This window comes from Mesorhizobium sp. A623, from assembly GCF_054489405.1.
In genome coordinates this window covers 1-25,760 of record NZ_JBTMXB010000015.1, presented here as the reverse complement: position 1 = coordinate 25,760, position 25,760 = coordinate 1, and the positions used below count along the sequence as shown (strand labels likewise).

The 25,760-nt window shown below is 61.7% G+C and carries 32 protein-coding genes; 19 read left to right on the top strand and 13 right to left on the bottom strand.

The window, feature by feature from the left end; all coding sequences use genetic code 11:
* The first annotated feature begins 15 nt into the window (after window positions 1-15).
* Complete coding sequence (locus tag ACX3P1_RS16510; protein WP_459080683.1) at window positions 16-2,130, top strand: TRAP transporter permease; 2,115 nt, start codon at window positions 16-18, stop codon at window positions 2,128-2,130.
* The gene (locus ACX3P1_RS16505) at window positions 2,127-2,504 is read left to right on the top strand and encodes a DUF1850 domain-containing protein (RefSeq protein ID WP_459080682.1); all 378 of its coding nucleotides are present in this window, start codon (window positions 2,127-2,129) and stop codon (window positions 2,502-2,504) included. The genes ACX3P1_RS16510 and ACX3P1_RS16505 overlap by 4 nt, the downstream gene beginning before the upstream one ends.
* On the opposite strand, the gene ACX3P1_RS16500 is transcribed toward ACX3P1_RS16505, so the two are convergent.
* Window positions 2,498-2,653, bottom strand: coding sequence for a hypothetical protein (locus ACX3P1_RS16500; RefSeq protein ID WP_459080763.1), 156 nt, complete (start codon window positions 2,651-2,653; stop codon window positions 2,498-2,500). The genes ACX3P1_RS16505 and ACX3P1_RS16500 overlap by 7 nt on opposite strands.
* A 237-nt stretch (window positions 2,654-2,890) precedes the next feature.
* Window positions 2,891-3,571 (bottom strand): ArsR/SmtB family transcription factor, encoded by a 681-nt coding sequence (locus tag ACX3P1_RS16495; RefSeq protein WP_459080681.1) that lies wholly within the window; start codon window positions 3,569-3,571, stop codon window positions 2,891-2,893.
* Window positions 3,572-3,638: 67 nt separating this feature from the next.
* Between ACX3P1_RS16495 and ACX3P1_RS16490 the strand changes: the two genes are divergently transcribed.
* Complete coding sequence (locus ACX3P1_RS16490; protein WP_459080680.1) at window positions 3,639-3,854, top strand: DUF1127 domain-containing protein; 216 nt, start codon at window positions 3,639-3,641, stop codon at window positions 3,852-3,854.
* A 106-nt stretch (window positions 3,855-3,960) separates the two neighbouring features.
* Here the strand turns inward: ACX3P1_RS16490 and mbfA are convergent, their stop codons facing one another.
* Entirely contained in the window at window positions 3,961-4,944 is a 984-nt protein-coding gene (gene mbfA, locus ACX3P1_RS16485; protein WP_459080679.1) for an iron exporter MbfA, read from the bottom strand.
* 174 nt (window positions 4,945-5,118) lie between these two features.
* On the opposite strand from mbfA, the gene ACX3P1_RS16480 reads away from it, so the two are divergent.
* Window positions 5,119-5,442, top strand: coding sequence for a hypothetical protein (locus ACX3P1_RS16480; RefSeq protein ID WP_459080678.1), 324 nt, complete (start codon window positions 5,119-5,121; stop codon window positions 5,440-5,442).
* A 288-nt stretch (window positions 5,443-5,730) separates the two neighbouring features.
* Here the strand turns inward: ACX3P1_RS16480 and ACX3P1_RS16475 are convergent, their stop codons facing one another.
* Window positions 5,731-6,126: a hypothetical protein gene (locus tag ACX3P1_RS16475; RefSeq protein WP_459080677.1), complete on the bottom strand. Its 396-nt coding sequence runs from the start codon at window positions 6,124-6,126 to the stop codon at window positions 5,731-5,733.
* Between the two features lie 382 nt (window positions 6,127-6,508).
* Between ACX3P1_RS16475 and ACX3P1_RS16470 the strand changes: the two genes are divergently transcribed.
* From ACX3P1_RS16470 to ACX3P1_RS16450, 5 genes are all read left to right on the top strand, one after another.
* Complete coding sequence (locus tag ACX3P1_RS16470; RefSeq protein ID WP_459080676.1) at window positions 6,509-7,507, top strand: threonine ammonia-lyase; 999 nt, start codon at window positions 6,509-6,511, stop codon at window positions 7,505-7,507.
* Between the two features lie 156 nt (window positions 7,508-7,663).
* Window positions 7,664-8,590: an ABC transporter ATP-binding protein gene (locus ACX3P1_RS16465; RefSeq protein ID WP_459080675.1), complete on the top strand. Its 927-nt coding sequence runs from the start codon at window positions 7,664-7,666 to the stop codon at window positions 8,588-8,590.
* Complete coding sequence (locus tag ACX3P1_RS16460) at window positions 8,587-9,348, top strand: ABC transporter permease (protein ID WP_459080674.1); 762 nt, start codon at window positions 8,587-8,589, stop codon at window positions 9,346-9,348. Before ACX3P1_RS16465 ends, ACX3P1_RS16460 begins: the two co-directional genes overlap by 4 nt.
* A 70-nt stretch (window positions 9,349-9,418) precedes the next feature.
* Window positions 9,419-9,757, top strand: coding sequence for a hypothetical protein (locus ACX3P1_RS16455; RefSeq protein ID WP_459080673.1), 339 nt, complete (start codon window positions 9,419-9,421; stop codon window positions 9,755-9,757).
* 24 nt (window positions 9,758-9,781) lie between these two features.
* Window positions 9,782-10,456, top strand: a complete 675-nt coding sequence (locus ACX3P1_RS16450; protein ID WP_459080672.1) for a phosphatase PAP2 family protein — start codon at window positions 9,782-9,784, stop codon at window positions 10,454-10,456.
* A 15-nt stretch (window positions 10,457-10,471) separates the two neighbouring features.
* On the opposite strand, the gene ACX3P1_RS16445 is transcribed toward ACX3P1_RS16450, so the two are convergent.
* Together ACX3P1_RS16445 and ACX3P1_RS16440 are read right to left on the bottom strand one after the other, a co-directional pair.
* Window positions 10,472-11,272 carry a C40 family peptidase gene (locus ACX3P1_RS16445; protein ID WP_459080671.1) on the bottom strand — a complete coding sequence of 267 codons (801 nt, stop codon included), beginning with the start codon at window positions 11,270-11,272 and terminating at the stop codon, window positions 10,472-10,474.
* Between the two features lie 50 nt (window positions 11,273-11,322).
* Window positions 11,323-11,796, bottom strand: coding sequence for a CYTH domain-containing protein (locus ACX3P1_RS16440; protein WP_459080670.1), 474 nt, complete (start codon window positions 11,794-11,796; stop codon window positions 11,323-11,325).
* A gap of 104 nt (window positions 11,797-11,900) precedes the next feature.
* Between ACX3P1_RS16440 and ACX3P1_RS16435 the strand changes: the two genes are divergently transcribed.
* From ACX3P1_RS16435 to ACX3P1_RS16415, 5 genes are all read left to right on the top strand, one after another.
* Window positions 11,901-12,611, top strand: a complete 711-nt coding sequence (locus ACX3P1_RS16435; RefSeq protein ID WP_459080669.1) for a CerR family C-terminal domain-containing protein — start codon at window positions 11,901-11,903, stop codon at window positions 12,609-12,611.
* Entirely contained in the window at window positions 12,608-13,555 is a 948-nt protein-coding gene (locus ACX3P1_RS16430) for an HlyD family secretion protein (RefSeq protein WP_459080668.1), read from the top strand. The genes ACX3P1_RS16435 and ACX3P1_RS16430 overlap by 4 nt, the downstream gene beginning before the upstream one ends.
* Window positions 13,556-13,670: 115 nt before the next feature.
* Window positions 13,671-14,591, top strand: coding sequence for an ABC transporter ATP-binding protein (locus ACX3P1_RS16425; protein ID WP_459080667.1), 921 nt, complete (start codon window positions 13,671-13,673; stop codon window positions 14,589-14,591).
* 100 nt (window positions 14,592-14,691) lie between these two features.
* Window positions 14,692-15,828 (top strand): ABC transporter permease, encoded by a 1,137-nt coding sequence (locus tag ACX3P1_RS16420; RefSeq protein ID WP_459080666.1) that lies wholly within the window; start codon window positions 14,692-14,694, stop codon window positions 15,826-15,828.
* 59 nt (window positions 15,829-15,887) lie between these two features.
* Complete coding sequence (locus ACX3P1_RS16415; protein WP_459080665.1) at window positions 15,888-16,145, top strand: PepSY domain-containing protein; 258 nt, start codon at window positions 15,888-15,890, stop codon at window positions 16,143-16,145.
* 8 nt (window positions 16,146-16,153) lie between these two features.
* Here ACX3P1_RS16415 and ACX3P1_RS16410 read toward each other — a convergent pair whose 3' ends face one another.
* The 3 genes from ACX3P1_RS16410 to ACX3P1_RS16400 form a co-directional block, all read right to left on the bottom strand.
* A complete protein-coding gene (locus tag ACX3P1_RS16410) occupies window positions 16,154-17,458 on the bottom strand; it encodes a glucoamylase family protein (protein WP_459080664.1) in 1,305 nt (434 codons plus the stop codon).
* Window positions 17,459-17,474: 16 nt separating this feature from the next.
* Entirely contained in the window at window positions 17,475-18,182 is a 708-nt protein-coding gene (gene msrA, locus ACX3P1_RS16405) for a peptide-methionine (S)-S-oxide reductase MsrA (RefSeq protein WP_459080757.1), read from the bottom strand.
* A 220-nt stretch (window positions 18,183-18,402) separates the two neighbouring features.
* A complete protein-coding gene (locus tag ACX3P1_RS16400; RefSeq protein ID WP_459080663.1) occupies window positions 18,403-18,678 on the bottom strand; it encodes a pentapeptide MXKDX repeat protein in 276 nt (91 codons plus the stop codon).
* A gap of 254 nt (window positions 18,679-18,932) precedes the next feature.
* On the opposite strand from ACX3P1_RS16400, the gene ACX3P1_RS16395 reads away from it, so the two are divergent.
* Window positions 18,933-19,469 carry a sigma-70 family RNA polymerase sigma factor gene (locus ACX3P1_RS16395; RefSeq protein WP_459080662.1) on the top strand — a complete coding sequence of 179 codons (537 nt, stop codon included), beginning with the start codon at window positions 18,933-18,935 and terminating at the stop codon, window positions 19,467-19,469.
* Between the two features lies 1 nt (window position 19,470).
* Window positions 19,471-20,106 carry an NrsF family protein gene (locus tag ACX3P1_RS16390; protein ID WP_459080661.1) on the top strand — a complete coding sequence of 212 codons (636 nt, stop codon included), beginning with the start codon at window positions 19,471-19,473 and terminating at the stop codon, window positions 20,104-20,106.
* A gap of 12 nt (window positions 20,107-20,118) precedes the next feature.
* Here the strand turns inward: ACX3P1_RS16390 and ACX3P1_RS16385 are convergent, their stop codons facing one another.
* Window positions 20,119-21,252: a pilus assembly protein TadG-related protein gene (locus ACX3P1_RS16385; RefSeq protein WP_459080660.1), complete on the bottom strand. Its 1,134-nt coding sequence runs from the start codon at window positions 21,250-21,252 to the stop codon at window positions 20,119-20,121.
* A 211-nt stretch (window positions 21,253-21,463) separates the two neighbouring features.
* Here ACX3P1_RS16385 and lepA point away from each other — a divergent pair, with 211 nt between their 5' ends.
* The 3 genes from lepA to ACX3P1_RS16370 all read left to right on the top strand — a co-directional run bounded on the left by lepA (window position 21,464) and on the right by ACX3P1_RS16370 (window position 24,160).
* Complete coding sequence (lepA, locus tag ACX3P1_RS16380) at window positions 21,464-23,275, top strand: translation elongation factor 4 (RefSeq protein WP_459080659.1); 1,812 nt, start codon at window positions 21,464-21,466, stop codon at window positions 23,273-23,275.
* Window positions 23,276-23,696: 421 nt separating this feature from the next.
* Window positions 23,697-23,969, top strand: coding sequence for a DUF4258 domain-containing protein (locus ACX3P1_RS16375; RefSeq protein ID WP_459080658.1), 273 nt, complete (start codon window positions 23,697-23,699; stop codon window positions 23,967-23,969).
* The gene (locus ACX3P1_RS16370; RefSeq protein WP_459080657.1) at window positions 23,966-24,160 is read left to right on the top strand and encodes a DUF2283 domain-containing protein; all 195 of its coding nucleotides are present in this window, start codon (window positions 23,966-23,968) and stop codon (window positions 24,158-24,160) included. Before ACX3P1_RS16375 ends, ACX3P1_RS16370 begins: the two co-directional genes overlap by 4 nt.
* 24 nt (window positions 24,161-24,184) lie before the next feature.
* Here ACX3P1_RS16370 and ACX3P1_RS16365 read toward each other — a convergent pair whose 3' ends face one another.
* From ACX3P1_RS16365 to ACX3P1_RS16355, 3 genes are all read right to left on the bottom strand, one after another.
* Window positions 24,185-24,481 carry a GIY-YIG nuclease family protein gene (locus tag ACX3P1_RS16365; RefSeq protein ID WP_459080756.1) on the bottom strand — a complete coding sequence of 99 codons (297 nt, stop codon included), beginning with the start codon at window positions 24,479-24,481 and terminating at the stop codon, window positions 24,185-24,187.
* A 131-nt stretch (window positions 24,482-24,612) separates the two neighbouring features.
* Window positions 24,613-24,849 (bottom strand): hypothetical protein, encoded by a 237-nt coding sequence (locus ACX3P1_RS16360; protein WP_459080656.1) that lies wholly within the window; start codon window positions 24,847-24,849, stop codon window positions 24,613-24,615.
* A 32-nt stretch (window positions 24,850-24,881) separates the two neighbouring features.
* A partial coding sequence (locus ACX3P1_RS16355; protein ID WP_459080655.1) for a hypothetical protein occupies window positions 24,882-25,760 on the bottom strand: 879 nt, incomplete at its 5' end.

The window sequence follows — 25,760 nt, the reverse complement described above, 5'->3', positions numbered from 1 at the left end:
AGAGGAATGCATTCGATGAGCCAAGCCGTAAATCAGGCCGCCGAAAACCCCGAAATCATCCACATACCGGAGGTCGAGGAGCATGTAGAGGGCCTGCCGCCCGGCTTCGGCGAAGGGATGATGGGCAAGATCGCTTTCCTGATCGCGGTCGCCTTCTCCGCGTTCCAGATCTATACCGCCGCCTATGGCAATCTGCCGAGCCAGGTGGTGCGGGCCATGCATGTCGGCTTCCTGCTCCTGCTGGGTTTCGGCCTCGTCGCCAATCTGCGCACGACGTCCAGGGCCGCCAAGATGCTGTTCTGGACCCTTGGCATCCTCGGCTTCCTGACCGGCGTCTATCACTGGGTGTTCTACACCCAACTGATCATGCGCTCCGGCTTCCTGACCGTGCCGGACCTGGTTGTCGGCAGCGTGCTAGTGGTACTGGTTTTTGAGGCGACAAGACGGCTGATGGGCCTGCCGCTCGCCATCATCGCCTTCCTGTTCCTCTGCTATTGCTTCGTCGGCAACCATCTGCCGCCGCCCTTCGTCCATCGCGGCTACGATTTCTCCCAGATCGTCGATACCTTCGCGTTCGGCGTGGAAGGCATCTACGGCACCCCGGTCTATGTCTCGGCGGCCTATATCTTCATCTTCGTCGTCTTTGCCTCCTTCCTCGAACGGGCCGGCATGATCGCCCTGTTCAACGATTTCGCGCTCGGCCTCGTCGGCACATGGCGCGGCGGCCCGGCGCAGGTCTGCGTGCTTTCCTCGGCGCTGATGGGTACCATTTCCGGCTCCGGCGTCGCCAATGTGGTGGCGTCCGGCCAGTTCACCATTCCCCTGATGAAGCGCTTTGGCTTCCGCTCCGCCTTTGCCGGCGCCGTCGAGGCAACCTCGTCCATGGGCGGCCAGATCATGCCGCCGGTGATGGGCGCGGTCGCCTTTATCATGGCCGAGACGCTGAACATTCCCTATGCGTCGGTGGTCAAGGCCGCGATCATCCCGGCCATGCTCTATTTCGGCGCTTGCTTCTGGCAGGTGCATCTGGAAGCCGGCAAGCAGGGCCTTTCCGGCATGGACAAGGCATCGCTGCCCAACCCGTGGACTGCGGTGCGCCTGCATTGGCCGCTGGTGCTGCCGCTGGCGGCGCTGGTCTATCTTTTGTTCGCCGGTTACACGCCGATCTTCGCCGGCACCATGGGGCTGGCGCTGACCGTCGTGCTGATCCTTGGCACGCCGCTGGCGGCGTCGATCGGACCCTTTGCGTTCCGCGTGGTGTTCTGGCTGGCGCTTGGCGTGGCCGCCGCCTCCTTCATGGAATACGGCGTCAACATCCTGGCGCTGGTCATCCTGGCTCTGGTCGTTGCCTGCCTCATGTTCAACGGCGGACGCCAGACGCTGCGCATCTGCGTGGATTCGCTGGCCGAAGGCGCCAAGAACGCGCTGCCCGTCGGCATCGCCTGCGCCATCGTCGGCATCATCATCGGCACGCTGACCCTGACCGGCATCGCATCGACCTTCATCGGCTGGATCATTTCCATCGGCGAGAACAATCTGTTCCTGTCGCTGGTGCTGACCATGCTGACCTGCCTGGTGCTCGGCATGGGCATCCCCACCATCCCAAACTATATCATCACCTCGTCGCTCGCCGGCCCCGCACTGTTGTCGCTCGGCGTGCCGCTGGTGGTCAGCCATATGTTCGTCTTCTATTTCGGCATCATGGCGGACCTCACCCCGCCGGTGGCGCTGGCCGCCTTCGCGGCCGCGCCCATGGCCAAGGAAAGCGGCCTGAAGATCGGCGTGCAGGCATCCAAGCTGGCGATGGCCGGCTTCGTCGTGCCGTTCATGGCCGTCTATACGCCGGCCCTGATGCTGCAGGATCCCGGTCCGATCGCCGCCGCCTACGGCTATCCGGTCGAGGTCGTCTATATCGTCGCCAAGGCCTGCATGGGCATCCTTTTGTGGGGCGCCGCCGCCGTCGGCTTCCTGTTCGCACGCGCCGCCTGGTGGGAGCGCATCGTCGCCTTCGCCGCCGGGCTGCTGCTGGTGCTGGCGGTACCGCTGACCGATGAACTCGGCTGGGCGCTGGCCTTCGCCTGGATCGGCTGGCACTGGTGGCGGTCGAGGCAGACCGCTGCCGTCGCATGAGCCTCTGCATCCTCGCGGCCGGCAAGGTGACGGTGCTTGCCGCGATGGCCTTCACGCTGTCGTGGACCCATTCGGTCGAGAAGACAGGGTGGCAGGAGCACTGGAAGGTGACGCCCGCCGGCCTTCAGGTCGTGGAGGCGCGCATTAAGGGGTCGGGAGCCGGCATGGACCCGCCCGAAGGCTCCGTCCTGAAAGATGGCTGGTGGGTTTACGCGCCGAAGGTAGCACCGCTCAAAAGGCTGGTGCTGGCCGCCTCAGGGGCGACCGGTGGCGGCTGGTCGCTCTGTACGCCAACTGGTTGTACGATGATCGGCGAGCGGTCGGGCGATCCGACCGTTGTGACGGTTTGCGGCGATCATGGCGAGGCTCAATGAGCGCTGATGCCGAGCGGATGGCCGCGCCGCGCGCAGGCCGGGCCGGGGCCGCGCATGTAGTAGCGCTCCGGCCGATAGGTCGGCGAAACGAACTCGCGAATGGCGGCGGCATAGCCCGCGATGTGGCTCCAGATACGCATGTTACTCAAGTCCCTGTCCCGATTTTCGGATGTCCCGTCCGATTGCGAACATCCTAGCTCGCAAGCATGAATAGTCGGTGAACCTGATGTTAACTTTCGGCTGAAACCGCGTCGCTTCGTGGCGGGAATGCGGCAAATCCGGGGTGTTTTGGTGGGCTTTGACGCCATTGCCCGGACTGTGCCTTTTCCATCACATTCCTTTCGGCTGTTCGGTGGATAGCACCCTCATCCGACGACGCCCGGCATTCACCCCAGAAACACTTTCGCAAATTCCATCCTGCCTTTGGGCGAGAACGTCACCACGCGGCTGCCCTTCTCGCGGCGCGCCCATCTTTCGGCGATGATCCTGTCGAGGATGGCCGCACCCAGCGTACCGGCAAGATGCGAGCGCCGCACGCTCCAGTCGAGGCAGGCGCGGCACACCGGCCGCCGTGATTTCGCTGGCGCATCAAGGTCGATGCCGATGGCGCGGAAATGTGAAGCGCCGTGATCGCTCAACCTGATTTCGTCGCCATCGCGGACCAGCAGTCGCCGTTCCAGAAAACCGTCCAGCATTTTCACCGCATGCTCACCCGCCAGATGATCGTAGCAGACGCGCGCCTCGCGCAGCGTCGCTTCGCGCGGGCCGGGCCGCACCTGTTTGGGGCCAAGCGTGGCGGCAACGCCCATGATCGCTTCCAGCATGCCGGCGACCTGAGGGCCGGCCAGCCCGTAATAGCGGTGCCGGCCTTCGCTCGCTACGCTCAACAGTCCGCCCTCCAACAGCTTGGCAAGGTGCGAGCTTGCCGTGGGCAGACCAACGCCCGCTTCCTGGGCCAGTTCGCTGGCCGTTAGCGCCGTCCCCGTCATCAGGGCCGTCAGCATGTTGGCGCGCGCCGGGTCGCCGACGAGACTGGCGACGCGGGCAAGATCGGGTCCGTCTTTCATAGTTCGCTCTCCGTCGAAGTATTGAAGGCAGAGAACCACTATTCTCAGGCGAGATCAAGGAGCCATCATGACCGAATTCCACCTCGCCCGCCCACAGCCGGCCACGCGCCCGCGCTTGCGCCTTTTCAGCTTGCGCCGGCTGTGGGCGTGCATCGCAGGCGGCTACGACCGCCATTTGCAGCGCTGCGACCTCGCCGAGATCGATGACCGCATGCTGCATGACCTTGGCCTGACGCGGGAGGACGTTCGCCGCGAATGCGCCAAATCGTTCTGGCGGCTGTGATCTGCTAGAGCATCGGACCGAAAAGTGGCGACGGTTTTCGGATTATTCCGATGCTCAATCAAAGTGTTAGAGCGTCCTTTGTGCGTCCAATCGGACGCACGGCACCCTAAGCGTTGCCGATCAGCACGCCTGCCGCGAACACCAGCGCGCCGCCCAGAACCACCTGGAAGGCGGCACGCAGGAACGGCGTCTGCATGTAGCGGTTCTGGATGAAGGCGATCGCCCACAGCTCGAAGAACACCACGATGGCCGCGACCGTCGTCGCCGTCCAGAAATGCGGAATGAGGTAGGGCAGGGCATGGCCAAGCCCGCCCAGCGTCGTCATCAGCCCGACCGTCAGGCCGCGCTTGATCGGCGAGCCGCGCCCCGACAATTTGCCGTCGTCGGAGGCGACCTCGGTGAAGCCCATCGAGATGCCCGCGCCGATCGAGGCCGCCAGCCCGACCAACAGCGTCTGCCAGGTGTCATGCGTGGCGAATGCGGCGGCGAAGATCGGCGCCAATGTCGAGACCGAGCCGTCCATCAGCCCGGCCAGCCCCGGCTGCACATAGGTCAGGATGTACTGGCGACGCTCCGTCGCGGCTTCCCCGTCGCGCACATCGCCCGGCACCAGCTTCTGTTCGAGATGCTGCGCCAGCGTTTCGTGGCGCTGCTCGGCCGCCGCCAGATCGCCGAGAAGTTTGCGGGTCGAGGCGTCGGTGGTGCGCTTGGCGGCCTCGACATAGAAAAGATAGGCCTGCCGTTCCATCGTCTCGGCCTGCGCGCGCACCGTGTCGATGCCAAGCGGCCGCACAAGCCAGTCGGGCCGGCGTTCGTAATAGCCTTTGACATGCTCGCGTCGTATCAGCGGAATGCGTTCGCCGAAGCGCTTTTTGTGCAACTCGATGAGGGAAGCGCGGTGGCCGTCCTCTTCGACCGCCATTGCCTCGAACATCTTGGCCGACTGCGGAAAGCTTTCCGCCAGCCCGTCCGCATAGGCGCGGTAGATGCGTCCGTCGTCTTCCTCGGAAGAAATGGCGAGCGCCAGCACTTCCTGCTCCGACAGCGAATCGAAACGGCGACGGCCAAAGCCCATAACACGGGAAAGCATGATAGCGGTTCTCTAGTTTAGAATAGTTCTAAACTAGAGAATGAGCCCGCCAGGGTCAATTGGCGATCGTTCAGGGGTTCCGGAATTTTCGCCCTCAAAAATGAAAGAGACCCTTTTTAGCGGCGAAGCGCCACTTATATAGGGAAACCTAAGCCAATAGAGAAAGGCAGCCGCATGACGGCCAAGCAACACCACAAGGCATTCGAGGCGAAGCCTGTCCTCGACCTCATTGCCTCCATCGAGGCGGATCTTCTGCGCCTGAAGGGCATGATCGAGGCCGAGGTAGAAAGGTTCGATCCGGCCAACCCGCACAACAAGGCGCCCGACGGCAAGCTGACCGAGGAGGGCGTGGAATGCTGCTACCGCCTGTTCGACGAGGGCAAGTCGCGCTATTCGGTGGCGCAGCAGATGAAGATATCCTTCGCCGCCGCCACGCACCGATTCAATAGCTGGCGCAAAATCGGCGGCGAAAAGCGCAAGCGCGCGCTGTTGGGGTGAAGGGAGTGTGCAGGCTCGTCGGCGGGAGTGGGATTTGCCTAGGCCACTTGGGCTGAATGGTTTTGCATGCTAGCCGGCCCAGGTTTCTGCCAAGGCGCCCCCACCCCCAACCCACTAGGGGGAGGGGGAATCAAGCGGCAACTGTCACAATATTAGCGGCTTACGAACGACTGGTCGCATCAGTGTTCCCCTCCCCCTTGTGGGGAGGGGTTCGGGGTGGGAGTGCCGCCGGCAGAACGGCTACCGTTGAGTTGCTCTCAACTGTCTACAGCCAACGAACCCGGTGCTTTACCCGATCACGCCGCAGCGGCGGTCGCGGCGGTCGAAGCTGACGATCACGCGATTGCCGTTTCTTGAACGGCCGGCAACGTCGATGGTGCGGCGGCCGACATCGGCGATGCGCGCGCGTCGAATGCCCATCCGTTCGGCCTTGTCCAGCGCCCGGTCCGGCGTGCAGCCGCGGTCGTGCCGGCGGCTCTCGCGATTGTCGTCGCGGCGGTCATTGCGATCACGCCGCCGGCAGTCCTCGCGGTCCGGATCGCAATTGTCCCGCAACTGCATGGTCGGGCCGTTGCGGCCAAGGTGAAGTTCGATGTCTTGCGCCGAGGCGGCGCTGAACGAGAAGGGCAGGCTGGTTGCCGCAAGGGCTAGAGCGAGCGTCGCAGATGTGATGATCTTGTGCATGGTCTGGTTCTCCTGTGCTCAGCCATAACGGCGGCGAGGGCATCCGGTTCAAATCAGATTTTAGCGGTTTTGAGATATATTGCGTGATGGCTTTGCCTTTTGCCGGCGGCTGTTGTTCCAGCGGTGGCGATCGGTTGGCCGTTTGCCGGCGCGGCCTACTTTCCAATGGCGCGTCGCGGTGGTTTTCGTGCACAAGGGCTGCTCAGGGTCTGTTTGATAATTCGCCCTGCCGAGGCATCTGGCGTGGCTTTCGGGGTCGCCATCGGCGGCGAGCGAAGCGTACTACAGTACGTGAGCACCGGAAGCGCAGAAAACCACGCCAGATGGCCGGCAGGGTAGAATTTCCAAATAGTCTCTCAGGATTGAACAGCAGGAGCCACGCATGCCCGCCATACCCGCCCCTCCCGGAATTTCCGAAATTCGCGCCGCAGCCACCCGCCTTGCCGGCCTGGCCGTCGAGACGCCACTGCTGGAATCGCCGATGCTGAACGAGCGTTTCGGCGCACGGCTTCTGTTCAAGCCGGAAGTGCTGCAGCGTACCGGTTCGTTCAAGTTTCGAGGCGCCTACAACAAGATTTCCTCGCTGTCGCCGGAAGAGCGCAGCCGGGGCGTCGTCGCGTTTTCGTCGGGCAACCATGCGCAGGGCGTGGCGCTTTCGGCCGGCATGTTCGGCATCAAGGCGGTCATCGTCATGCCGTCCGATGCGCCGGCGATGAAAATCGCCAACGTCCGGGCCATGGGCGCGGAAGTCGTTCTCTACGACCGTATCCGCGAAGATCGCTCAGCCCTTGCCCAGGCCTATGTCGACAAGGGCATGGTGCTGGTGCCGCCCTATGACGACCCGGCCATCATTGCCGGGCAGGGCACGATCGGCCTCGAACTGGTAGCCCAGGCCGAAAAACTCGGCGCGAAACTCGATACCGTCGTGGTGCCGTGCGGCGGCGGCGGCCTTGTCGGCGGCATTTCCGTTGCGATCAAGCATGCCTCGCCCGCGACCATGCTCTGGGGGGCGGAGCCGGAGCATTTCGACGACACCCGCCGCTCGCTGGCCGCCGGAAAGCGCATTGGCGTCGAGCCCGGCCACACCTCCATCTGCGATGCGCTGTTGACGCCGGAGCCGGGCGAAATCACCTTCGAAATCAACCGCCACAATCTGGCCGGCAGCGTTGCGGTTACGCCAAAGGCCGTGGCGGCGGCTATGCGTGATGCGATGGCGTACTTGAAACTGGTGGTGGAGCCGGGCGGCTGCGTGGCGCTTGCAGCACTGTCTTCGGGCGAGATCGACATCGCCGGCAAATGCGTGGCCGTCGTGCTGTCGGGCGGCAATGTCGATTACGGACTTTATGCGGACATCATCGCGGGCAAGCCGCCTTACGATTGAGCGTTACGGCAGGACAGAGAGGGGCAATGTCGAGCGCTGACCTTCACGGATCGACATATACTGACCGGAAATGTCAGCAGCGGCATTGATATCTGCATACGTGACACGATATTCAGCCTTCTTCCAACGTCCCTTTTCAAGCAGCAGTTTGTCTCCATGCAGCCCATCATTGCCATTTCCGGGGTCTCGAAGACCTATGCGAGCGGGTTTTCCGCGCTTAAGACGATCAATCTCGACATAGAGCGCGGCGAGATTTTCGCGCTGCTCGGGCCGAACGGAGCGGGCAAGACGACGTTGATCTCCATCGTCTGCGGCATCGTCAACCGCTCGTCCGGCACGGTGACGGTGGACGGCCACGACATCGGCACGGATTACCGCGCCGCGCGCAGCCTGATCGGGCTGGTGCCGCAGGAACTGACCATCGACGCCTTCGAGACGGTGTGGTCGACGGTCAACTACAGCCGCGGCCTGTTCGGCAAGCCGGCCAACCCGGCTTTTGTCGAAAAGGTGCTGCGCGACCTGTCGCTGTGGGACAAGAAGGATGCCAAGGCGATTACGCTTTCCGGCGGCATGAAGCGCCGGCTGATGATCGCCAAGGCGCTGTCGCACGAGCCGCGCGTGCTGTTCCTCGACGAGCCGACCGCCGGCGTCGATGTCGAGCTTCGCCAGGATATGTGGGCCATGGTCCGGCGGCTGCGCGAGGATGGCGTCACCATCATCTTGACCACGCATTACATCGAGGAAGCGCAAGCGATGGCCGACCGCGTCGGCGTCATCAACCATGGCGAGATCATCCTGGTCGAGGACAAGGACGAACTGATGCGCAAGCTTGGCCGCAAGCGCATGGTGCTGGAACTGCGAAAGCCGCTTGATGCCGTCCCCGCGCTCCTGTCCAGTTACGAGCTTGAGCTTTCCGCAGATGGCCAGCAACTGACCTACACCTATGACGACCAGAGCGATCGGCCGGGCGTCGCCTCGCTGCTGCGCGACCTGAGCACGGCCGGCATCGAGTTCCGCGACCTCGACACCAAGAACAGTTCGCTGGAGGAAATCTTCGTCACGCTGGTCAGGAGCGCAGCATGAACCCGCGCGCCGTCTGGGCGATCTACCGGCAGGAAATGGCGCGCGCCTACCGCACGCTGCTGCAGAGCATCGTCTCGCCCGTCATCTCCACCACGCTCTATTTCGTCGTGTTCGGCTCGGCCATCGGCTCGCGCATCACCGAGGTCGACGGCATCAGCTACGGCGCTTTCATCGTGCCGGGGCTCATCATGCTGTCGCTGTTGACGCAGTCGATCTCCAACGCCTCCTTCGCCATCTATTTCCCGAAATTCGTCGGCTCCATCTACGAACTTCTGTCCGCGCCGGTGTCCTATCTGGAGATCGTGCTCGCCTATGTCGGCGGGGCGGCCACCAAGTCGATTGCGCTTGGCCTCATCATCCTGGCGACGGCGACCCTGTTCGTGCCTCTGCACATCCAGCACCCGTTCTGGATGCTGGGTTTCCTGGTGTTGACGGCGGTGACGTTCAGTCTGTTCGGCTTCATCATCGGCATCTGGGCCGGCAGCTTCGAGCAGTTGCAACTGGTGCCGCTGTTGATCGTCACGCCGCTTACCTTCCTTGGCGGCAGTTTTTATTCGATCGACATGCTGCCGCCGGTCTGGCGCACGGTCACGCTGTTCAACCCCGTCGTCTATCTCGTCAGCGGGTTCCGCTGGAGCTTTTATGGCAAGGCGGACGTGTCCATCGGTGTCAGCCTGGGCATGACGATCGTGTTCCTGCTTGTATGCATCGCCATCGTCAGCTGGATTTTCAAAACCGGCTACCGGCTCAGGAACTGACTTCGTCTCTTGACCGCGACCAGCGCTTCGGAAACAAGGCTGGGCTGGTCATTTCGAGGCGGACAATAAAATGAGTTTCTGGGGCCTGTTTCAACTCGGCCTGTCGACGGGGGTGTTCCTGCTGGCGGCGACCGTGGCGAAATACTGGGGGCTTGCGCCCACGCTCGGCAAATTGCTGCTGACCCTGGCGCTCTACTCGCTGGGAAACCTCATCATGCTGCGCCTGATCCGCGAATTCGGCATGGGCGTCTCGCTCAGCCTTTCGGCGGTCATCCAGCTTGTCGCGGTCAACGCCATCGCGCTGGCTTTTTTCGGCGAGCGCCTCAATTCCTTGCAGGCTATAGGCCTGGCGCTCGCCATCGTGGCGGTGGGGCTGATCACGCTCGGGCCATATTTGCAGGGCCGATGATGCCTGAAAAGCCGCAGGATTGAGATGACAGGCCGGCATTCGGGTAGGATCGACGCTTCCACCGCCATGGCCGTGCTGGTGGCGCTTGCAGGGGCGCTGGGCTTCGCGGTGCTGGTGTGGGTGGCCGCAGCCGTTCCACCGCATGCCTTCGACACGCAGATACTGCTTGCCTTTCGCCAAGCCGGCCGTCCCGAAATCCCGCTCGGGCCTTTATGGCTGCAAGAGGCGATCCGCGACCTGTCCAGCCTGGGCAGCGTGATCGTGCTGCTGCTCGTCATGGCGGCGGCCGTGATCTATTTGCTGTTGGTCCGCCGCCCGGCGACCGCGCTGTTCGTCTTCCTTGTGCTGGCCGGCGGACAGGTCCTGTGCAACGCGCTCAAGCTTGTCGTGAACAGGCCGCGCCTCGATCTCGTCTCGCATCTCAGCCACGTATCGACGCTGTCTTTCCCGAGCAGCCACGCCATGATGTCCGCCGTGACCTACCTGACGCTCGCGGCACTGGCCGGGCGCTTCCTGCCCGGCCGGATGAGCCGGATCTACCTGCTGGCGCTGGCGCTGTTGGTCACGCTCGCGGTCGGCATCAGCCGCATCTATCTCGGCGTCCACTGGCCGTCCGATGTCCTCGCCGGCTGGTGCGCCGGCTTTGCCTGGACAGCCATCTGCTGGCTGGCGGCGAGGTTCTGGAACTGGCTGCCCTGAAATATACCGGCAGCCCTATCCTTTAGAAACCCCAGCCGCAGCCGGCTTCGCCCAAATCAGCGCCTTGTAGTCGAAGCCATATTCCAGCGTCGGCTTGACGATGCGGAAATAGGGCGAAAGGTCGAAATCGCGCGGCGTAAACAGCGAATGATGCCGGATATGCAGGATTTCCTGCCGCGAATAGTTCGATTGCGCCGAAGCCCGGCCGGGGGCGCGGGTGATTTCCGGCAGGATCGGGTAGGCGATCTCGCCATAGGCCTGCGCGATCAGCGTCGAGCAGATGGCGCGGGTCGGATCGCCCGAGCCGAAGGCGATCATGCGGCGGCGCCAGCGCACCGGCACCGGTGGCGTTGGCAGGAAATAGCGCAACATGTCGAAAATGTTCTTCAGATCGTAGCGCAGGCCGATCTTGCCGGTCATGAAGGCGACCATGCGGTCGCGGTCGTCCGGCGAAAGCCCGCTCGCGCGGCAGATGCGCGTATTGTAGGTCTTGTAGCGCGACAGCGGCACTGCAACGCAGCCTTCGCCAAGCGTCACCTCGATCAGGCGCGGCCGCTCCGAACCGTCCTGCGGCTCCGGCATGGCGTCGCCGATATAGAAGGCCGCATGGGACCATGTCGATTGCGTCAGGTACTTGATCGCCGCTGAAATCTTCTGGTTGCCTTCGACCAGCAGGATGTCGCCGGGTTCCAGCGCGCGCCGCAGCGTTTCGGGATCGGAGGGCGTGTAGGGTTCATAGCCGGAGGATTCGGCCTGCAGCCGGCCTGCAATCCATCGACCCAGCCGGTCGAGCAGCGTGTCGGTAACCCCAGTCATTCAGTATGCGCCGGGCGTGAAGGCCGCCCGCCAAGCCTTTGCCGGCCGGGTCATCGCACCAGCTCCGGAAAGCCGTTCAGCGCCAGCGATGCGTTGGAATAGCGGATTTCACCCGTAACCTCGCGGTCGAGCCAGGCGGGCAGCATCGCGTCCGGCACCCGGTCCGGCGTTTCCAGTTCGGCAACGATCAGGCCGTCGAGATCGCCCGAAAAAACGTCGACCTCGTAGAGATAATCCTGATGACGCACATGATGCCGGGTCTTGGTGATGACGGTGCCGATGGCAAACGCCATCATTTCCTTCGCCTCGTCCAGCGGCACCGCATATTCGAACTCGTCACGCTCGGCGAGGTCGGAGCCGAATTTCAGCGTCAGCTTGGCGGCCTTGCCGTTGCTGATGCGCAAGCGGATCGAGCGTTCCGCCGAAATCGCCAGATAGAACTGGACGATAGCGATTTTCTTCTCGACGCCGGCAAGCCACGACGCATCCTTCAGCAGAAATTTTCGTTCTATTTCCTTGGCCATGGCCGACTAAAGCCCGGCGTGCCGCTCAAATCAATTGCGGCAGCGGCAAATTTGGACAGAGGAGCCTCAATTGACATTAATCAATCGATTGATTAAATAAGGCGATGGCCAAACCCACGACGAAATCCCCGTTGCGCGCGCTGTCGTCTGAAGCGACCCGCGCGACGTTGATTCTTTCGGCGCTGAGGTTGTTTGGGCGATATGGCTACGACGGCAGTTCGACGCGGCAGATCGCGGCCGACGCCAAGGCCAATATCGGTTCCATCGCCTATCATTTCGGCAGCAAGGAAGGGCTGCGCATCGCCGCCGCCGACCATATCGTGGAAACCATCCAGGCCGTTGCCGGCCAATCGCTGGGCGACGCGCAGGCCGATGCCGGCACGCCGGACGCCGCGAAAGGAAAGCTGTTTGCGGTGCTCGACCGCATGGTGACGTTCATCGTCGCCAGTCCCGAAGCCGGCGAGATCGTGCAGTTCATCCTGCGCGAGATGGCGAGCCCGTCGCCGGCGCTGGACCGCATCTATGACGGCGTGTTCGAGCCAACCCACCGCCGCCTGTGCCTGCTGTGGGAGCAGGCGACCGGCGAACCCGCCGAAAGCGATGCGACCAAACTGACCGTATTCACGTTGATCGGGCAGGTCGTCTATTTCCGCATCGGCCGCGAGGCGGTGCTGCGCCGCATGGGCTGGAGCGGCATCGGCGCGGCTGAATCCGTGCAGGTGGCGGCGGTTGCCGCCAACAATCTCGGCGTCATCCTGAATGCCCGAAAAGGGCCGGGATCAAAAAGGCAAGAATCAAAGGGGCAAGGATCATGAGTTTCCTCTGTTCGATACCGCTTGCCGTCCAAATGTTTTCGGCATGTGCGCCGGCGGCACCGCTGGCCGTCGGCTATGTCGAGGGCGACTACGTGCTTTTGGCGCCGATCGAAGTGGCGCAGGTCGAGACGATTTCGGTCAGGCGCGGCGACCGCGTCGAAGCCGGCGCGCCGCTGGCCACGCTGGAAAGCGACGACGCGGGCATAGCCGTGGCGCTGGCCGAGGCGGCGCTGGCGCAGGCGAAGGCCCAGCTTGCCGATTTGCAGGTAGGCAAGCGGCCGGAGGAGATCGCGGTTTTGGAAGCCGCCCTGCGTTCGGCCAAGGCGCAGGCCGACGACGCCACCCGCACGCTGGCGCGCACGCAGGATTTGTTGAAGCGCAACGTCGCCACCCAGGCGCAGTTCGACGACGCCACCACGCAGGCGGAAGTCACGCAGGCGGCGATCGGCCAGGCCGAGGCCAATCTGGCGGTCGGGCGGCTGCCTGCGCGGCCGGAAACCATCAAGGCTGCGGAAAACCAGGTCAAGCAGGCTGAAGCCGCGCTCGAGCAGGCGCACTGGCGGCTTTCCCAGCGCACGCTGACCGCGCCGGCAGCGGGCCGCATCGACGACGTGATCCGCAATCCGGGCGATACGGCCGGCCCGAGCGCGCCGGTCATCTCCATGCTGCCGGACGGCGCGGTCAAACTCACTGTCTACATTCCCGAAGCCGCGTTTTCCTCGATCAAGATCGGCACGCTGCTGAGCGTGCGCTGCGACGGCTGCGGGCCGGATTTGAAGGCCAGGGTCAGCTATGTCTCGCCCGACCCGGAATTCACCCCGCCGGTCATCTACTCGCTCGAGAACCGGCAAAAGCTGGTCTATCTGGTCGAGGCCCGCCCGCAGGGCAATGCCGGGGCGTTGCAGCCGGGGCAGATCGTGGATGTGGGGCTGGTGAGCGAATAGGAAAGTAGCGAATAGCGAATAGAAAGTTTGGTTCGAGAGTGAAAATGTCGAGATTGTTTTTCCCTATTGGCTATTCGCTACTCCCTATTCGCTCGCATGCCAAAGGCATGCGCTAATGAACGTCATCGACGTGCACGGCCTCGTCAAGCGCTTCGGCGACAAGACCGTCGTCGACCATGTGACGATGAATGTGGCGCAAGGCGAGATCGTCGGCTTTCTCGGGCCGAACGGTTCGGGCAAGACCACCACCATCCGCATCATGTGCGGGCTTCTGACGCCGGACGAGGGCGAAGGCACCGTGCTCGGCCTCAACATCCGTACCGACAGCCTGAAGATCAAGCGCGAGGTCGGCTACATGACGCAGCGCTTCTCCTTCTATGAAGACCTTACCATCGGCGAAAATCTCGAATTCGTGGCGCGGCTCTACCAGTTGAAGCCGCTCGATGAGTATGTGTCGAAAACGCTGGAGGATCTTGGCCTCACTTCGCGCCGCAACCAGCTTGCCGGCACGCTTTCGGGCGGCTGGAAGCAGCGGCTGGCGCTCGCCGCCTGCATCATGCACAAGCCGAAGCTGCTGTTGCTGGACGAGCCGACCGCCGGCGTCGATCCGAAAGCGCGGCGCGAGTTCTGGGACGAGATCCACCGACTGGCGCGCGGCGGCCTGACCGTGCTGGTTTCCACCCACTACATGGACGAAGCGGAGCGCTGCCACCGCATCAGCTACATTTCCTACGGCAAGATGCTGGCGACCGGCACGGTCGACGAGGTTATTCGCGACGCGGGCCTGACCACGTTCGTCGTCACCGGGCCGAAACTCAACGAGGTCGCGGCAGCGCTTGAAGGCAAGCCCGGTGTTGACCAGGTGGCCCCGTTTGGCACGACGCTGCACGTCGTCGGCTCTGACAAAAAGGCACTGAAGGCGGCCCTCGCCGATGTCGAGAAAAACCACGAGGGCGTAAAGGTGACGCCCGGCGAAACCAGCCTGGAAGACGTGTTCATCCAGTTCATGGCCGGCTCGAAGGACAATATGGGATGATGAGGAGCGGTTCGCGAAGCGAACGAAAAGCCCCCAAATGGGCTTTTCGAGTGACGAATGCCCGAGGCCATAGCCGAGGGCCGGATGAGATGGTGCTGCTATGAACGCCGTCTTCTCCCTCGCTCGCCTTAACGCGCTTTTGGCCAAGGAATTCATCCAGATGCGGCGCGACCGCGTCACTTTCGCGATGATGCTGGGTGTGCCGCTGATGCTGTTGATCCTGTTCGGCTTTGCCATCAACAACGATCCCAAGCGCCTGCCGGCGGCTCTCTTGGCGATGAGCAGCGACCAGTACAGCCGCGCCATGGTGGCGGCGCTGGAAAATACCGGCTACTACCGTTTCGACCATATCGTCGAGACCGAGGCCGAGGCGGACTTTCTTCTGGCGCGCGGCGACGTTTCCTTCGTCGTCACCATTCCCGCCGATTTCGGCCGGCGCGTCGAGCGCGGCGATCATCCGCAAATCCTGATCGAAGCGGACGCGACCGATCCGTCGGTGGCGTCCGGCGCCATTTCCACGCTGGGAACGGTCGCCGGGCAGGCGTTGCTTCGGGCGCAGGGCAGGCAGGATCAGGCGGCCGAGAACGCCGCCAGCCAGCTCGATGTGGTCGTGCATCGGCTCTACAATCCCGAAGGCGTGTCGCAGTACAACATCGTTCCGGGCCTGCTCGGCGTCATCTTGCAGATGACCATGGTGATGATGACGGCGGTGGCGCTGACGCGCGAAACCGAGCGCGGCACCATGGAAAACCTGCTGGCCATGCCAACCAGCCCGCTGGAAATCATGCTGGGCAAGGTGTTGCCCTATGCCTGTGTCGGCGCGGTGCAGGTCATGGTGGTGCTGATCGCCGCCAAGCTGTTGTTCTTCGTGCCCTTTGTCGGCGGCCTCCCGCTTTTGCTGTCCAGCATCTTCGTCTTCGTGCTCGGGCTTGTCCTGCTCGGCTATTCCATCTCGACCGTGTCGCGCACGCAGATGCAGGCCATGCAACTCACCTTCTTCTTCTTCCTGCCGTCGATCCTGCTTTCCGGCTTCATGTTCCCGTATCGCGGCATGCCGGCCTGGGCGCAGACCCTTGGCGAGATATTGCCGCTGACGCATTTCCTGCGCATCGTGCGCGCGGTGATGCTGAAAGGCGCGGAACTGCCGGCCATCGCCACGGAGATCGTCTGGCTGGTCGGCTTTGTCGTGCTGTTTGCCGGCACGGCGCTGGTGCGGTTCCGGCGGACCCTGGATTGAAAATGGAACAAAGCTGGCCCGTCCGGGTTCACCTACTCCAATTCGAATGAGGGAAAACCATGCTCAAACTGATTTCCGCCGCCGGTGCCGGCCTGTTGTTGATGGGCAGCGTTGCCATGGCGCAGGATGCCAACAGGTTTCCGCCGCAGAACGCCAAGAAACTGTCCGAAATCGTGGCCAAGGTCGAGCAGCGCCAGGGCTTTCGCTACATCAGCGAGATCGACTGGGACGACGGTGCCTATGAGGTGACCTATTACACCACCGACAAGGCCAAGGTGGAGATCAAATACGATCCGCTGACCGGCGAGCCGAAATAGCGGGTATTCTACAGCCATCCATTGGCAAAGCCCGCGCGCCGTAGCCCGGCTACGATATAGGGGCAGCCCCGCATCAGCTTCCAGATGAAGTCGCTGCGGTAGTTCTCGATCATCAGCGCGATCGGCCCCTGGTTGATGCCGACATGCTCCGGCGCCTGCCAGCCGCGCGGGTTCTCGTCGCTGCCGCCCAGTGTCGGGTTGAAGCTCGCGGTAAAGCCGTAGCGATGATCGTCCTTCAGGCCGATCGTGTGGAAATGGGTCAGCGCCGGCAGCACGATTTCCGGCGCGAAAGGCAGCGACGCGACCGTCGCCCAGGGCGAAATGGTGCCGTCGTCGGGGCCGAAGGGCACGCCTCGGGCGCGGTATCCGTAAAAGCGCCGCGCAGCTCCGTCTTTGTTTACCCCCTGCGGTCCCGGTCCGTCGCTTGCCGTGATGCCCCAGCAATCGGCATGGTAGCCCTCGAATCCGCGCGGATTGTTGATGGCGTATTGCTGCTGCACATAGGTGGCCTGCCGGCTGTTTTCGAAATAGTCGCTGCCATGCTCGCGCATGAAGGCGTCCTGGATGCCGCGAAAGTCGATCCAGATGTGCGACATCTGGTGGATGAACAACGGTCCGGCAAAGAGAAACTCGCGCCCGTAAAGCTTTTTCCAGCGGTAGCCGGTCAGCCATGCACGGTAGCTTTCGGCAGTCAGCGGATGGGTGGGCGAGCCGAGGCCCAGAATGTAGAGGATCAGCGCTTCGTCATATCCAATCCAGTGATAGGGCAGGAAGCCGCGTCCCGGCCGCCAGCCCATCGTCACCGCAGCGTTGCCGTCCTGCGCCCATTTCCAGTCGACACGTCGGTAGAGCGCGTCGGCCAGTTTCCTGATCTCCGCTTCTTCCTCTTCCTCCTCGCGAAAATAGGCGGCGGCAACGAGAATGCCCGCCATGAGCAGGGCGGTGTCGACCGTGGAAAGCTCGCATTTCCACGCCCGGCGGCCGGTCTGCATGTCCAGGAAATGATAGTAAAAACCCTTGTAGCCGGTCGCGTCCTTTTCCGGCCCCTGGCGACTGTTCCAGAAGAAGCGCAACGTCGCCAGCGTCCGTTCGCGTGCGTGATGGCGGGTCATGAATCCCCGCGCCACCGCGACCGGATAGGCGGTAAGCGCCATGCCGACCGCCGCGATACTGGCCGGAACGCCGGGACGCGTCCGGTCGGCGATCAATCCGTTGGCCGGATTGCACTCCTCCAGAAAATAGTTGAACGAAATCTTCTGGAGAGCCGCCAGCCGGTCGTGGTCGAGCGCCGCCGCGTGGGTCGTGCCGTGCAAATCCCGATTATCCCGATTATTCCTTGGCCTGAGCCATCACCAATACCGGCTTGTCCTGATAAAGCACGGGGAAAATCTGCTTGAGGTTCTCGACCTTGGGCAGGTCGTTATAGACGATATAGGGATAGGTCGGGTTGAGCGTCAGGAAATCCTGATGATAGGCCTCGGCGGGATAGAAGGTCTTGCCGGTTTCCAACGTCGTCACGATCGGTTGGTCGAAGGCCTTCGCCTTGTCGAGTTGGGCAATGTAGGCTGCGGCGATCTTTTTCTGGCTGTCGTTCGCCGCGAAAATGGTCGAGCGATACTGCGTGCCCTGATCCGGCCCCTGATAGTCTAGCTGGGTCGGGTTATGCGCAACCGAAAAATACACCTGCAGCAACTGGCCATAGGTGATTTTCGAGGGCTGGTAGGTGATCTTGACCGATTCCGCGTGGCCGGTGCGGCCCGAGCCGACCGTCTCGTAGGAAGCCGTATCGGCGCTGCCGCCGGTGTAGCCGGACACGGCGCTGTCGACGCCTTTGACATGCTGGAACACGCCCTGCACGCCCCAGAAGCAGCCGCCGGCAAACACCGCCGTTTCGGTGCCGGATGCGGCCTGTTCGTCCATAGTTGGCGCCGGGATGACCACCGCGTCCTCGGCGGCTTTCGCCGGCATCTGCCAGAAGGCGAAGCCGGCTGCGGCTATCGCCAAGGCAACCAGCACGGTTCCGGTAAGGCTGGACATGCGGCTTGCTGTCGAATTCAGTCGTTTCGTCATGGATGGCTCCAATCGTGTATTTGGGGACAATCATACGGCATCAATCGGGCGACATCGCCTCACATTCCTGTGCGTGGCTTCGTCTTGGCCCTGGTGGAGGAACGGCCGTCCTTCGCAGTGGGCAGGGACGGCCCGATGCAGGCGAACTGAACACGCGCCACGCCCGATCGCTGAATATCGATTGTTCCTAGTTCGCCTTGGTGGCGTCGCAGGCCTTGGTCGCCGCGTCTTTCTTCATCGTGTCGGTTTCCATGGCCGCCTTGTCCATGCACTCCTTCATCATCTTTTCCGCCTTCATCGCGTCGGCCGGTTTCATCGCGTCGCCCGGCTTCATCGCGTCGGTTTTCATGCTGTCGGCGGGTTTCATTGCATCGTCGGCATAGGCGGCAGCGCCGGCGAAAAGCACGCTCGAAGCAAGAGCGAAGGCGAGCGCGGGAAGGGTGGTCCGGGAAATGTACTTCATTGCAGTCTCCTCTGGGTGGTTGGCGTCTCTGACGGGCGCCGGCATTTTGCGGCGCCGCGGGTGCGGCGTTGCGCAAATCTTGCTGGTCGGCTGCCTTTCTTGCTGGCAACGCATTCATCGGCATTTCGCGGGCCAGCCGCCGTTGTTACCGCTGCCAGGCAACACAGTTTCGTGATCGTTGGCTGCATTGCTTGGACATTTCCGCTGCTGCCCGTAACAACGAGCGTCGGCGGCCGAATAATAAGGGAGACCGTGTGCGGATCGCTGGCGAAGCCGAACTTGCCGCGTTGCTCAGGGCTTCAATTGCTGGAGATGAGCGGGCCTATGCAGCTTTCCTGGCTGAGGTCGCTTCGCGGGTGCGCGGCTTTGCGCGGAAGCGATTGTCGCTGGGTGGTATCGACGCAGAGGATATCGTGCAGGAGACGTTGCTGGCGATCCATCTAAAGCGCCACACATGGAGGCAGGATGCCGCAGTCCTGCCTTGGGTATTCGCAGTCGCCCGGTTCAAGATAATCGACGCATTCCGCCGGCGCGGTCGCGCTATGGAAATAGATATAGCGGACTTTTCAGAAAAGTTGGCCGAACCCGAGAGGCAGAGCGTCAGCTCTCGGGACATCAGCCGGGTAATAGAGACTTTGACGCCGGTCCAAAGGACGGTCGTGCGCGCCATATCCGTCGAGGGACGCTCTATTGCCGAGGCCGCCAAGTCCGTTGGCATGACGGAGGCCGCCGTCCGTGTCGCATTCCATCGGGGTTTGGCCGCGATCGCAAAACGGTTCGGGAACGATTGACATGAAAACCGACGATCTTATCGCCACCCTGGCCATGGACACACGAGCGACAGGACCGTCGTTCGGCTTGGCGCTTGCCGGCGCGATCGTCATCGCCCTCCTGTTGGCGGCGGCGGTGTTTTTCAGCTTGCTTGGACCGCGCCCCGATTTTCAATCGGCCGTCGAGACGCCCCGCTTCCTGCTGAAGATCGCCATGGCTGTGACCTTGGCGATAACAGCGCTTGCCTGTACGGCGGTGCTGGCTCGGCCGCAGGCAAGCCCACGCATTGCAGGCCTTCTTGCCTTGGCTCCGGCGCTGCTGGCAATGACTATGCTCGGCGAGATGATGGTTGTGCCGCCATCGGGTTGGTATGTCCGCTGGATCGGGACCAACAGTACGGTCTGTCTCCTGTTCATACCGCTGATCGGCATCGCCCCGCTTGCCGTTCTTCTCGCGGCCCTGCGCCGTGGAGCGCCGGCCAGACCTCTTTTGTCGGGAGCCGTGGCCGGTCTTCTGGCCGGAGGCATCGGAGCCGGCTTCTATGCCATCCACTGTCCCGACGACTCGCCCCTGTTCGTCGCCACTTGGTACAGCGTGGCAATTGCCTTGCTTGCCGTCCTCGGCGCAGCAGTCGGCAGGCGTGTATTGCGCTGGTAGGTCGGGCCGCTCCTACTGCGTAAGCACAGTTTCGGACGGGCGCTTGTTGAAATCGCATTTGCCGGTCACGAAATAGGAAAAGTCGGCATGTTCGGCCATGTCGTCGTCCGAACCGCCATCTTCCCAGGCTTGCTTGCTGGTCTTGCCGCATGGAACGGCGGTAAAGATGTCGACGACTTTTTTCTGTTCGACCTGGAGCATCTTGCCGTCCTGGATGTCCGGATTGCCGATATACAAATGATCCGACGTTTCCGGGTCATCGGATTTCAGCTTGTTGGTCGGCTGCAATCCGTTGGTCTTGTACACATCCATTTGCAGGTACAGGCTGTTCATCTGGCTGACGTCAATCACCGCGCCCTCGTTGCTGGGCGGGGGGCACGTCGTCTGGAAATAGATTTTCTTGCCGTCTTTCCGCTGCGCATCGTTTGTAATTACCCCTGCCGGAGCATTGTTGGTGTCGCTTACTTTAGTATCGCATGTTTGAGACTGTATCGGTTCAAGTTTTTCTTTTCCGGACACAGTTGTAATTTTATTGACAACGGTAGTGCCATAGCCTTTTGGCTCGGATATAGTCTCGCTCTTCCCACCATACTTATAGGTATAGTTGTATTGTTTGTAGGTATAATCTATCTCCAGGAGCTTTTGCGCTTTCGTTTCGCCAAACTTCACGCCATACAGATATATCTTCTTGCTCCACCAGCCCGAAGCCAGGTCGATCTTGAACGTGGCTTCGACCAAGGCCGGCGTCTTGTTGACGGATGTCTGGACGCCAACCGGCACGGCTTTGATCATGGCAAGCTGCATGAAGTTGGTGGGCATGGCGTAGGTTGCCGATGCCTGCAGGTTGACGGTGCCGTCCGCGCCAATGGAAAAGGCATTGAGCGCTGCCGCGCCGTTGCCGCCATTGCCGAGGAACGCTGCCTGCAAGGCCGTCTGGCGGTCGGCGCGCGATGCATCCTTGGGCATGGTGACGATCGACAGGCTGGCGGCGTCAAGCGCGCTCTGCATGTCCGCTTTCGTCGTCGTGGCCGATGTGTAGTCCACCGACAGCCCGACCGCGAGCAGCAGCGGCAGCAGCGAAAGAGCGAAGATCGGCACGAGAGAGCCACTCTCGGATGCAAGGAATTTGGATCGGTTCGACAGCATGATAGCCCCCGGAAACAGTCTTGGCCGCCGATTTACCATGCAGGTCGCGAATTTCGCGCTAACAAATTTGGTTACAATTTAATGTTTTGCCGTTCCCGCATGCCCGCCTGAAGCCGCCCCGGTCGCCGCTTCCTGCATGCTTCCGTCGTTTGCCGGCCCCCATTGCTGCTGCCCATTGCCGCTGCTTGTCTTGCCTGCTAAAGCGCGCGCCATGAGCACACCCATTTCCCACATCCGCAATTTCTCCATCGTCGCCCATATCGACCATGGCAAATCGACGCTTGCCGACCGGCTGATCCAGTTGACCGGCGGCATGGATGCGCGCGAAATGGCCGGCAAGGAGCAGGTGCTGGACTCGATGGACATCGAGAAGGAGCGCGGCATCACCATCAAGGCGCAGACCGTGCGCCTGAAATACCGCGCGAACAACGGCGAGGATTACATCCTCAACCTGATCGACACGCCCGGCCATGTCGACTTCGCCTATGAAGTCTCGCGCAGCCTCGCCGCCTGCGAGGGTTCGCTGCTGGTCGTCGACGCCAGCCAGGGCGTCGAGGCGCAGACGCTGGCCAATGTCTACCAGGCCATCGACAACAACCACGAGATCGTCGTGGTCCTGAACAAGATCGACCTGCCCGCCGCCGAGCCCGAGCGCATCCGCGAACAGGTCGAGGAAGTCATCGGCATCGACGCCTCGAAGGCCGTGCTGATTTCGGCCAAGTCCGGCATCGGCATCCCCGACGTGCTGGAGGCCATCGTCAACCAGTTGCCGCCGCCGCGCGAGGGCGACGCCAAAAAGCCGCTCAAGGCGATGCTGGTCGACAGCTGGTACGATGCCTATCTCGGCGTCATCGTCCTGGTGCGCGTCATCGACGGCGTTATGAAGAAGGGCCAGACCATCCGCATGATGGGCACCGGCGCCAAGTATCTGGTCGAGCGCACCGGCGTGTTCACGCCCGCCCGCGTCGCCGTCGACGAACTCGGCCCCGGCGAATTCGGCTTCATCACCGGCTCGATCAAGGAAGTCGCCGACACCCGCGTCGGCGACACCATCACCGAGGACAAGCGCCCGACCGACAAGGCGCTGCCCGGCTTCAAGCCGGCCCAGCCGGTGGTGTTCTGCGGCCTGTTCCCGGTCGACGCCGCCGATTTCGAGGATCTGCGCGCCGCCGTCGGCCGGCTGCGCCTCAACGACGCCTCCTTCTCCTATGAAATGGAAAGCTCGGCGGCGCTCGGCTTCGGTTTCCGCTGCGGCTTCCTCGGCCTGCTGCATCTGGAAATCATCCAGGAGCGGCTGGAGCGCGAGTTCGACCTCGACCTCATCGCCACCGCGCCCAGCGTCGTTTACAGGCTGAACCTCTCCGACGGCACGCAAAAGGAACTGCACAACCCCGCCGACATGCCCGACGTGATGAAGATCACGTCCATCGAGGAGCCGTGGATCCGCGCCACCATCCTCACCCCCGACGATTATCTCGGCGCGATCCTGAAACTCTGCCAGGACCGGCGCGGCATCCAGGCCGACCTTTCCTATGTCGGAAAGCGCGCCATGCTGGTCTACGACCTGCCGCTGAACGAGGTTGTGTTCGATTTCTATGACCGGCTGAAGTCGATCTCCAGGGGCTACGCCTCCTTCGACTACCATTTGACCGACTACCGCGAGGGCGACCTCGTCAAGATGTCGATCCTCGTCAACGAGGAGCCGGTCGACGCGCTGTCGATGCTGGTGCACCGCACCGCCGCCGAAAAGCGCGGCCGCGTCATGTGCGAGAAGCTCAAGGAACTGATCCCGAACCACCTGTTCAAGATCCCGATCCAGGCCGCCATCGGCGGCAAGGTCATCGCCCGCGAGACGATTTCCGCCCTGCGCAAGGACGTGACCGCGAAATGCTACGGCGGCGACGTCTCCCGCAAGCGCAAGCTGCTCGACAAGCAGAAAGAGGGCAAAAAGCGCATGCGCCAGTTCGGCAAGGTGGATATCCCGCAGGAAGCGTTCATCCAGGCGCTGAAGATGGGGGATTGAGCGGTCCGGCCCTTTGGGCCGGACGCATCGACCCGGTGGGTCGATGCGAGCGAAAATCCGGGTGGGAGGTGCCGCAGGCACCGGGTCCCACCCCGGGGGGTGGCGCTAGTCAGCGCATACCTCTCTTTTCTTTTTTTACCAAGTGATCACAGGCCACGAAAAGCCAATTGCTTGGCTTTTCGAACTTCGAACGCCCTGAGCCTGCGAAGGGCTGGGAAGCCGGGGGCGCCGGGCCTCCTTCCTCGCACCCTTGGGGAGAGGTGCCGAGCGCAGCGAGGCCACCTTCAGCGACCTGAAACGACGGCCGGGTTTATTCATCGCGAATTCTATTTTTCATCCAAATGCAATCCAAGGTTGTTAAAAGTGGCAATAATCGCTTGCGGCCTCTATTGTAATATGCCATTATTATGATAATATTCCTATGGTAAACGCAATGGTTGCATTGAAGCCAATTCGATACACGGCCCATGCCTCGACGGTCATGCAGGAGCGAGAACTGGAAAAAGCATGGGTGGAGGAAACGGCGCGAGCACCGTCCTGGGTTGAAGCCGACCCGATACAGGATGGGGTTGAACGCCGATTCAGAGCGGTTTCCGCGCGGCAAGGGCGTATATTGCGTGTCGCCGTGGTGGAAACACCTGAGGAAATGCGTATAATATCGGCGTTCCTTGACCGCCGAGCGAGGTCTAAATGACGCCTAAATTTGAATATGATCCGGAAGCCAATGCGGCTTATATCCGGTTTTCCTCGGAGAAAGTCCTCGAAAGCGAAGAGGTTTCCGACGGGATTGTTCTCGACTACGACACCGAAGGTCACATCGTTGGCATGGAAGTGCTTGACGCCCGCCAGAACTTGCCGCGAACTATGCTGGAGCAGGCGGCCTAGGGCACATCGTTTTACCGGCTACCCTCATTCTGCAGGCAAGACGAAAAGGCTCGCCAACTCCGGCAAAGCCTCATAATCCAGCGCGATCAGCGCTTCCTTCTTCACCCGCGACCATCCCTTGATCTGCCGCTCACGCTCGATGGCGTCGGTGATCCGGTCATAGGTCTCGGTGAACACCAGCACCACCGGCCGCCGCTTCCTGGTGTAGCCGTCATAGACGCCCTCATTGTGCTCCCACACCCGAGCCTCGATCTCCTGCTTTGTCAGTCCGGTATAGTAAGAGCCATCAGAACAGCGGACGATGTAGACGGTTATTTCCATGGTAGGCCGCAGCACTCATGTTTGCTTCATATCCGATGGTGTACTTGTCCATACCCGACCGCAACATGAGGCGCGTCGTAGCCTTTTTGCCCCTTTGAGAGAGGCGCTTAGCGCCTGGGAAGCGAGATTATCTAAGTCACGCCATACAATTCTTGCGCAGCGTTGATAACCTCCTGCGGAGTATCTTCTATCAGTTCCCGTAGATAGGAGAGAAACTCGTCTGAGCGTTTCAGGCAGAAGATTCGCGCCTTGAGCGTCACTCCCCTCGCAACGGAACCCTCTTCTAAGAGGGAGGCGCACTCGTTATCTAAAAAGATGGCGTCTACATAAGGTCCGTAGAGGGAGATAGCCTTGATGTCGTTCATCATGCCCCGCGACGGTCGCCGCTTTTGGCCAAGAGCTATTCTGGAGATGCACCGCGCTTTACGAACTCACGGTTCATCTCATGAATCAGAGTAACAACCGGAGATAGCGCCCCGTCTATATACATTTGCACGTCGCCTGATTCTTCTCCCGCCTGTGCCATCACGATAAAGTGGAAATAGGCTTCGATGTAGCTCGAAACCAGCGCCCCCAGCTCATTTTCCAGCGTCCTTTGAAAAGTAGGTTTGTCGCGTGCCCATCGATCGTACAAAGGCGCGAAACTCTCTGCAGATTTATTGCGCGCTTTCCTCGTGTTTTCTACGAAGCCGCTCCAATCGGTGTTCACGGTGATATGCAGGTCGGGCAACCAAGCGTTCCGATGGCCATTAAGAATCTCGTCAACGTCAAAATTGAATGACGGTGGGTCTTCGCCTCTCAGATAGGCCTTAAAGTATCGGTAGATTTGCTGGTGTTCGATAGTGGTCGTAGCCTCGAATGAGGTGTCCCCACCCATCATCTCGTGAGCAAGTCCTAGCGCCTTCCCATCGTGATACACTATCGTTTCATCTCGATGGATGTTTGATGCAGGGCAAATGATCTGCTGATACATAATTGCCCGGTTTAGTAGGCAATTGGCTTCGGCCCAGAACCCAGCATGAGGTGCATCTGCTTTACGTTTGCTCTTCTTGACCTTGAAAATTTCGCTGATGGCAAATTGATCTAAGTAAAGAACTTTCTTATCTAATTTAGGGAGAGGATAGGTGGATTTTTCCCCGCAAGCTCTACAGCGGAGGTCATAGGAATCGGATGACACCCACAAGATGCCAAGCCCATCCTCCTTGACCTTAGACCCTAAACTTCCTCCATGTTTTGGTAGAGTCCGCCCACTTTTGGAGACGGACAATGAAGCGCAGCA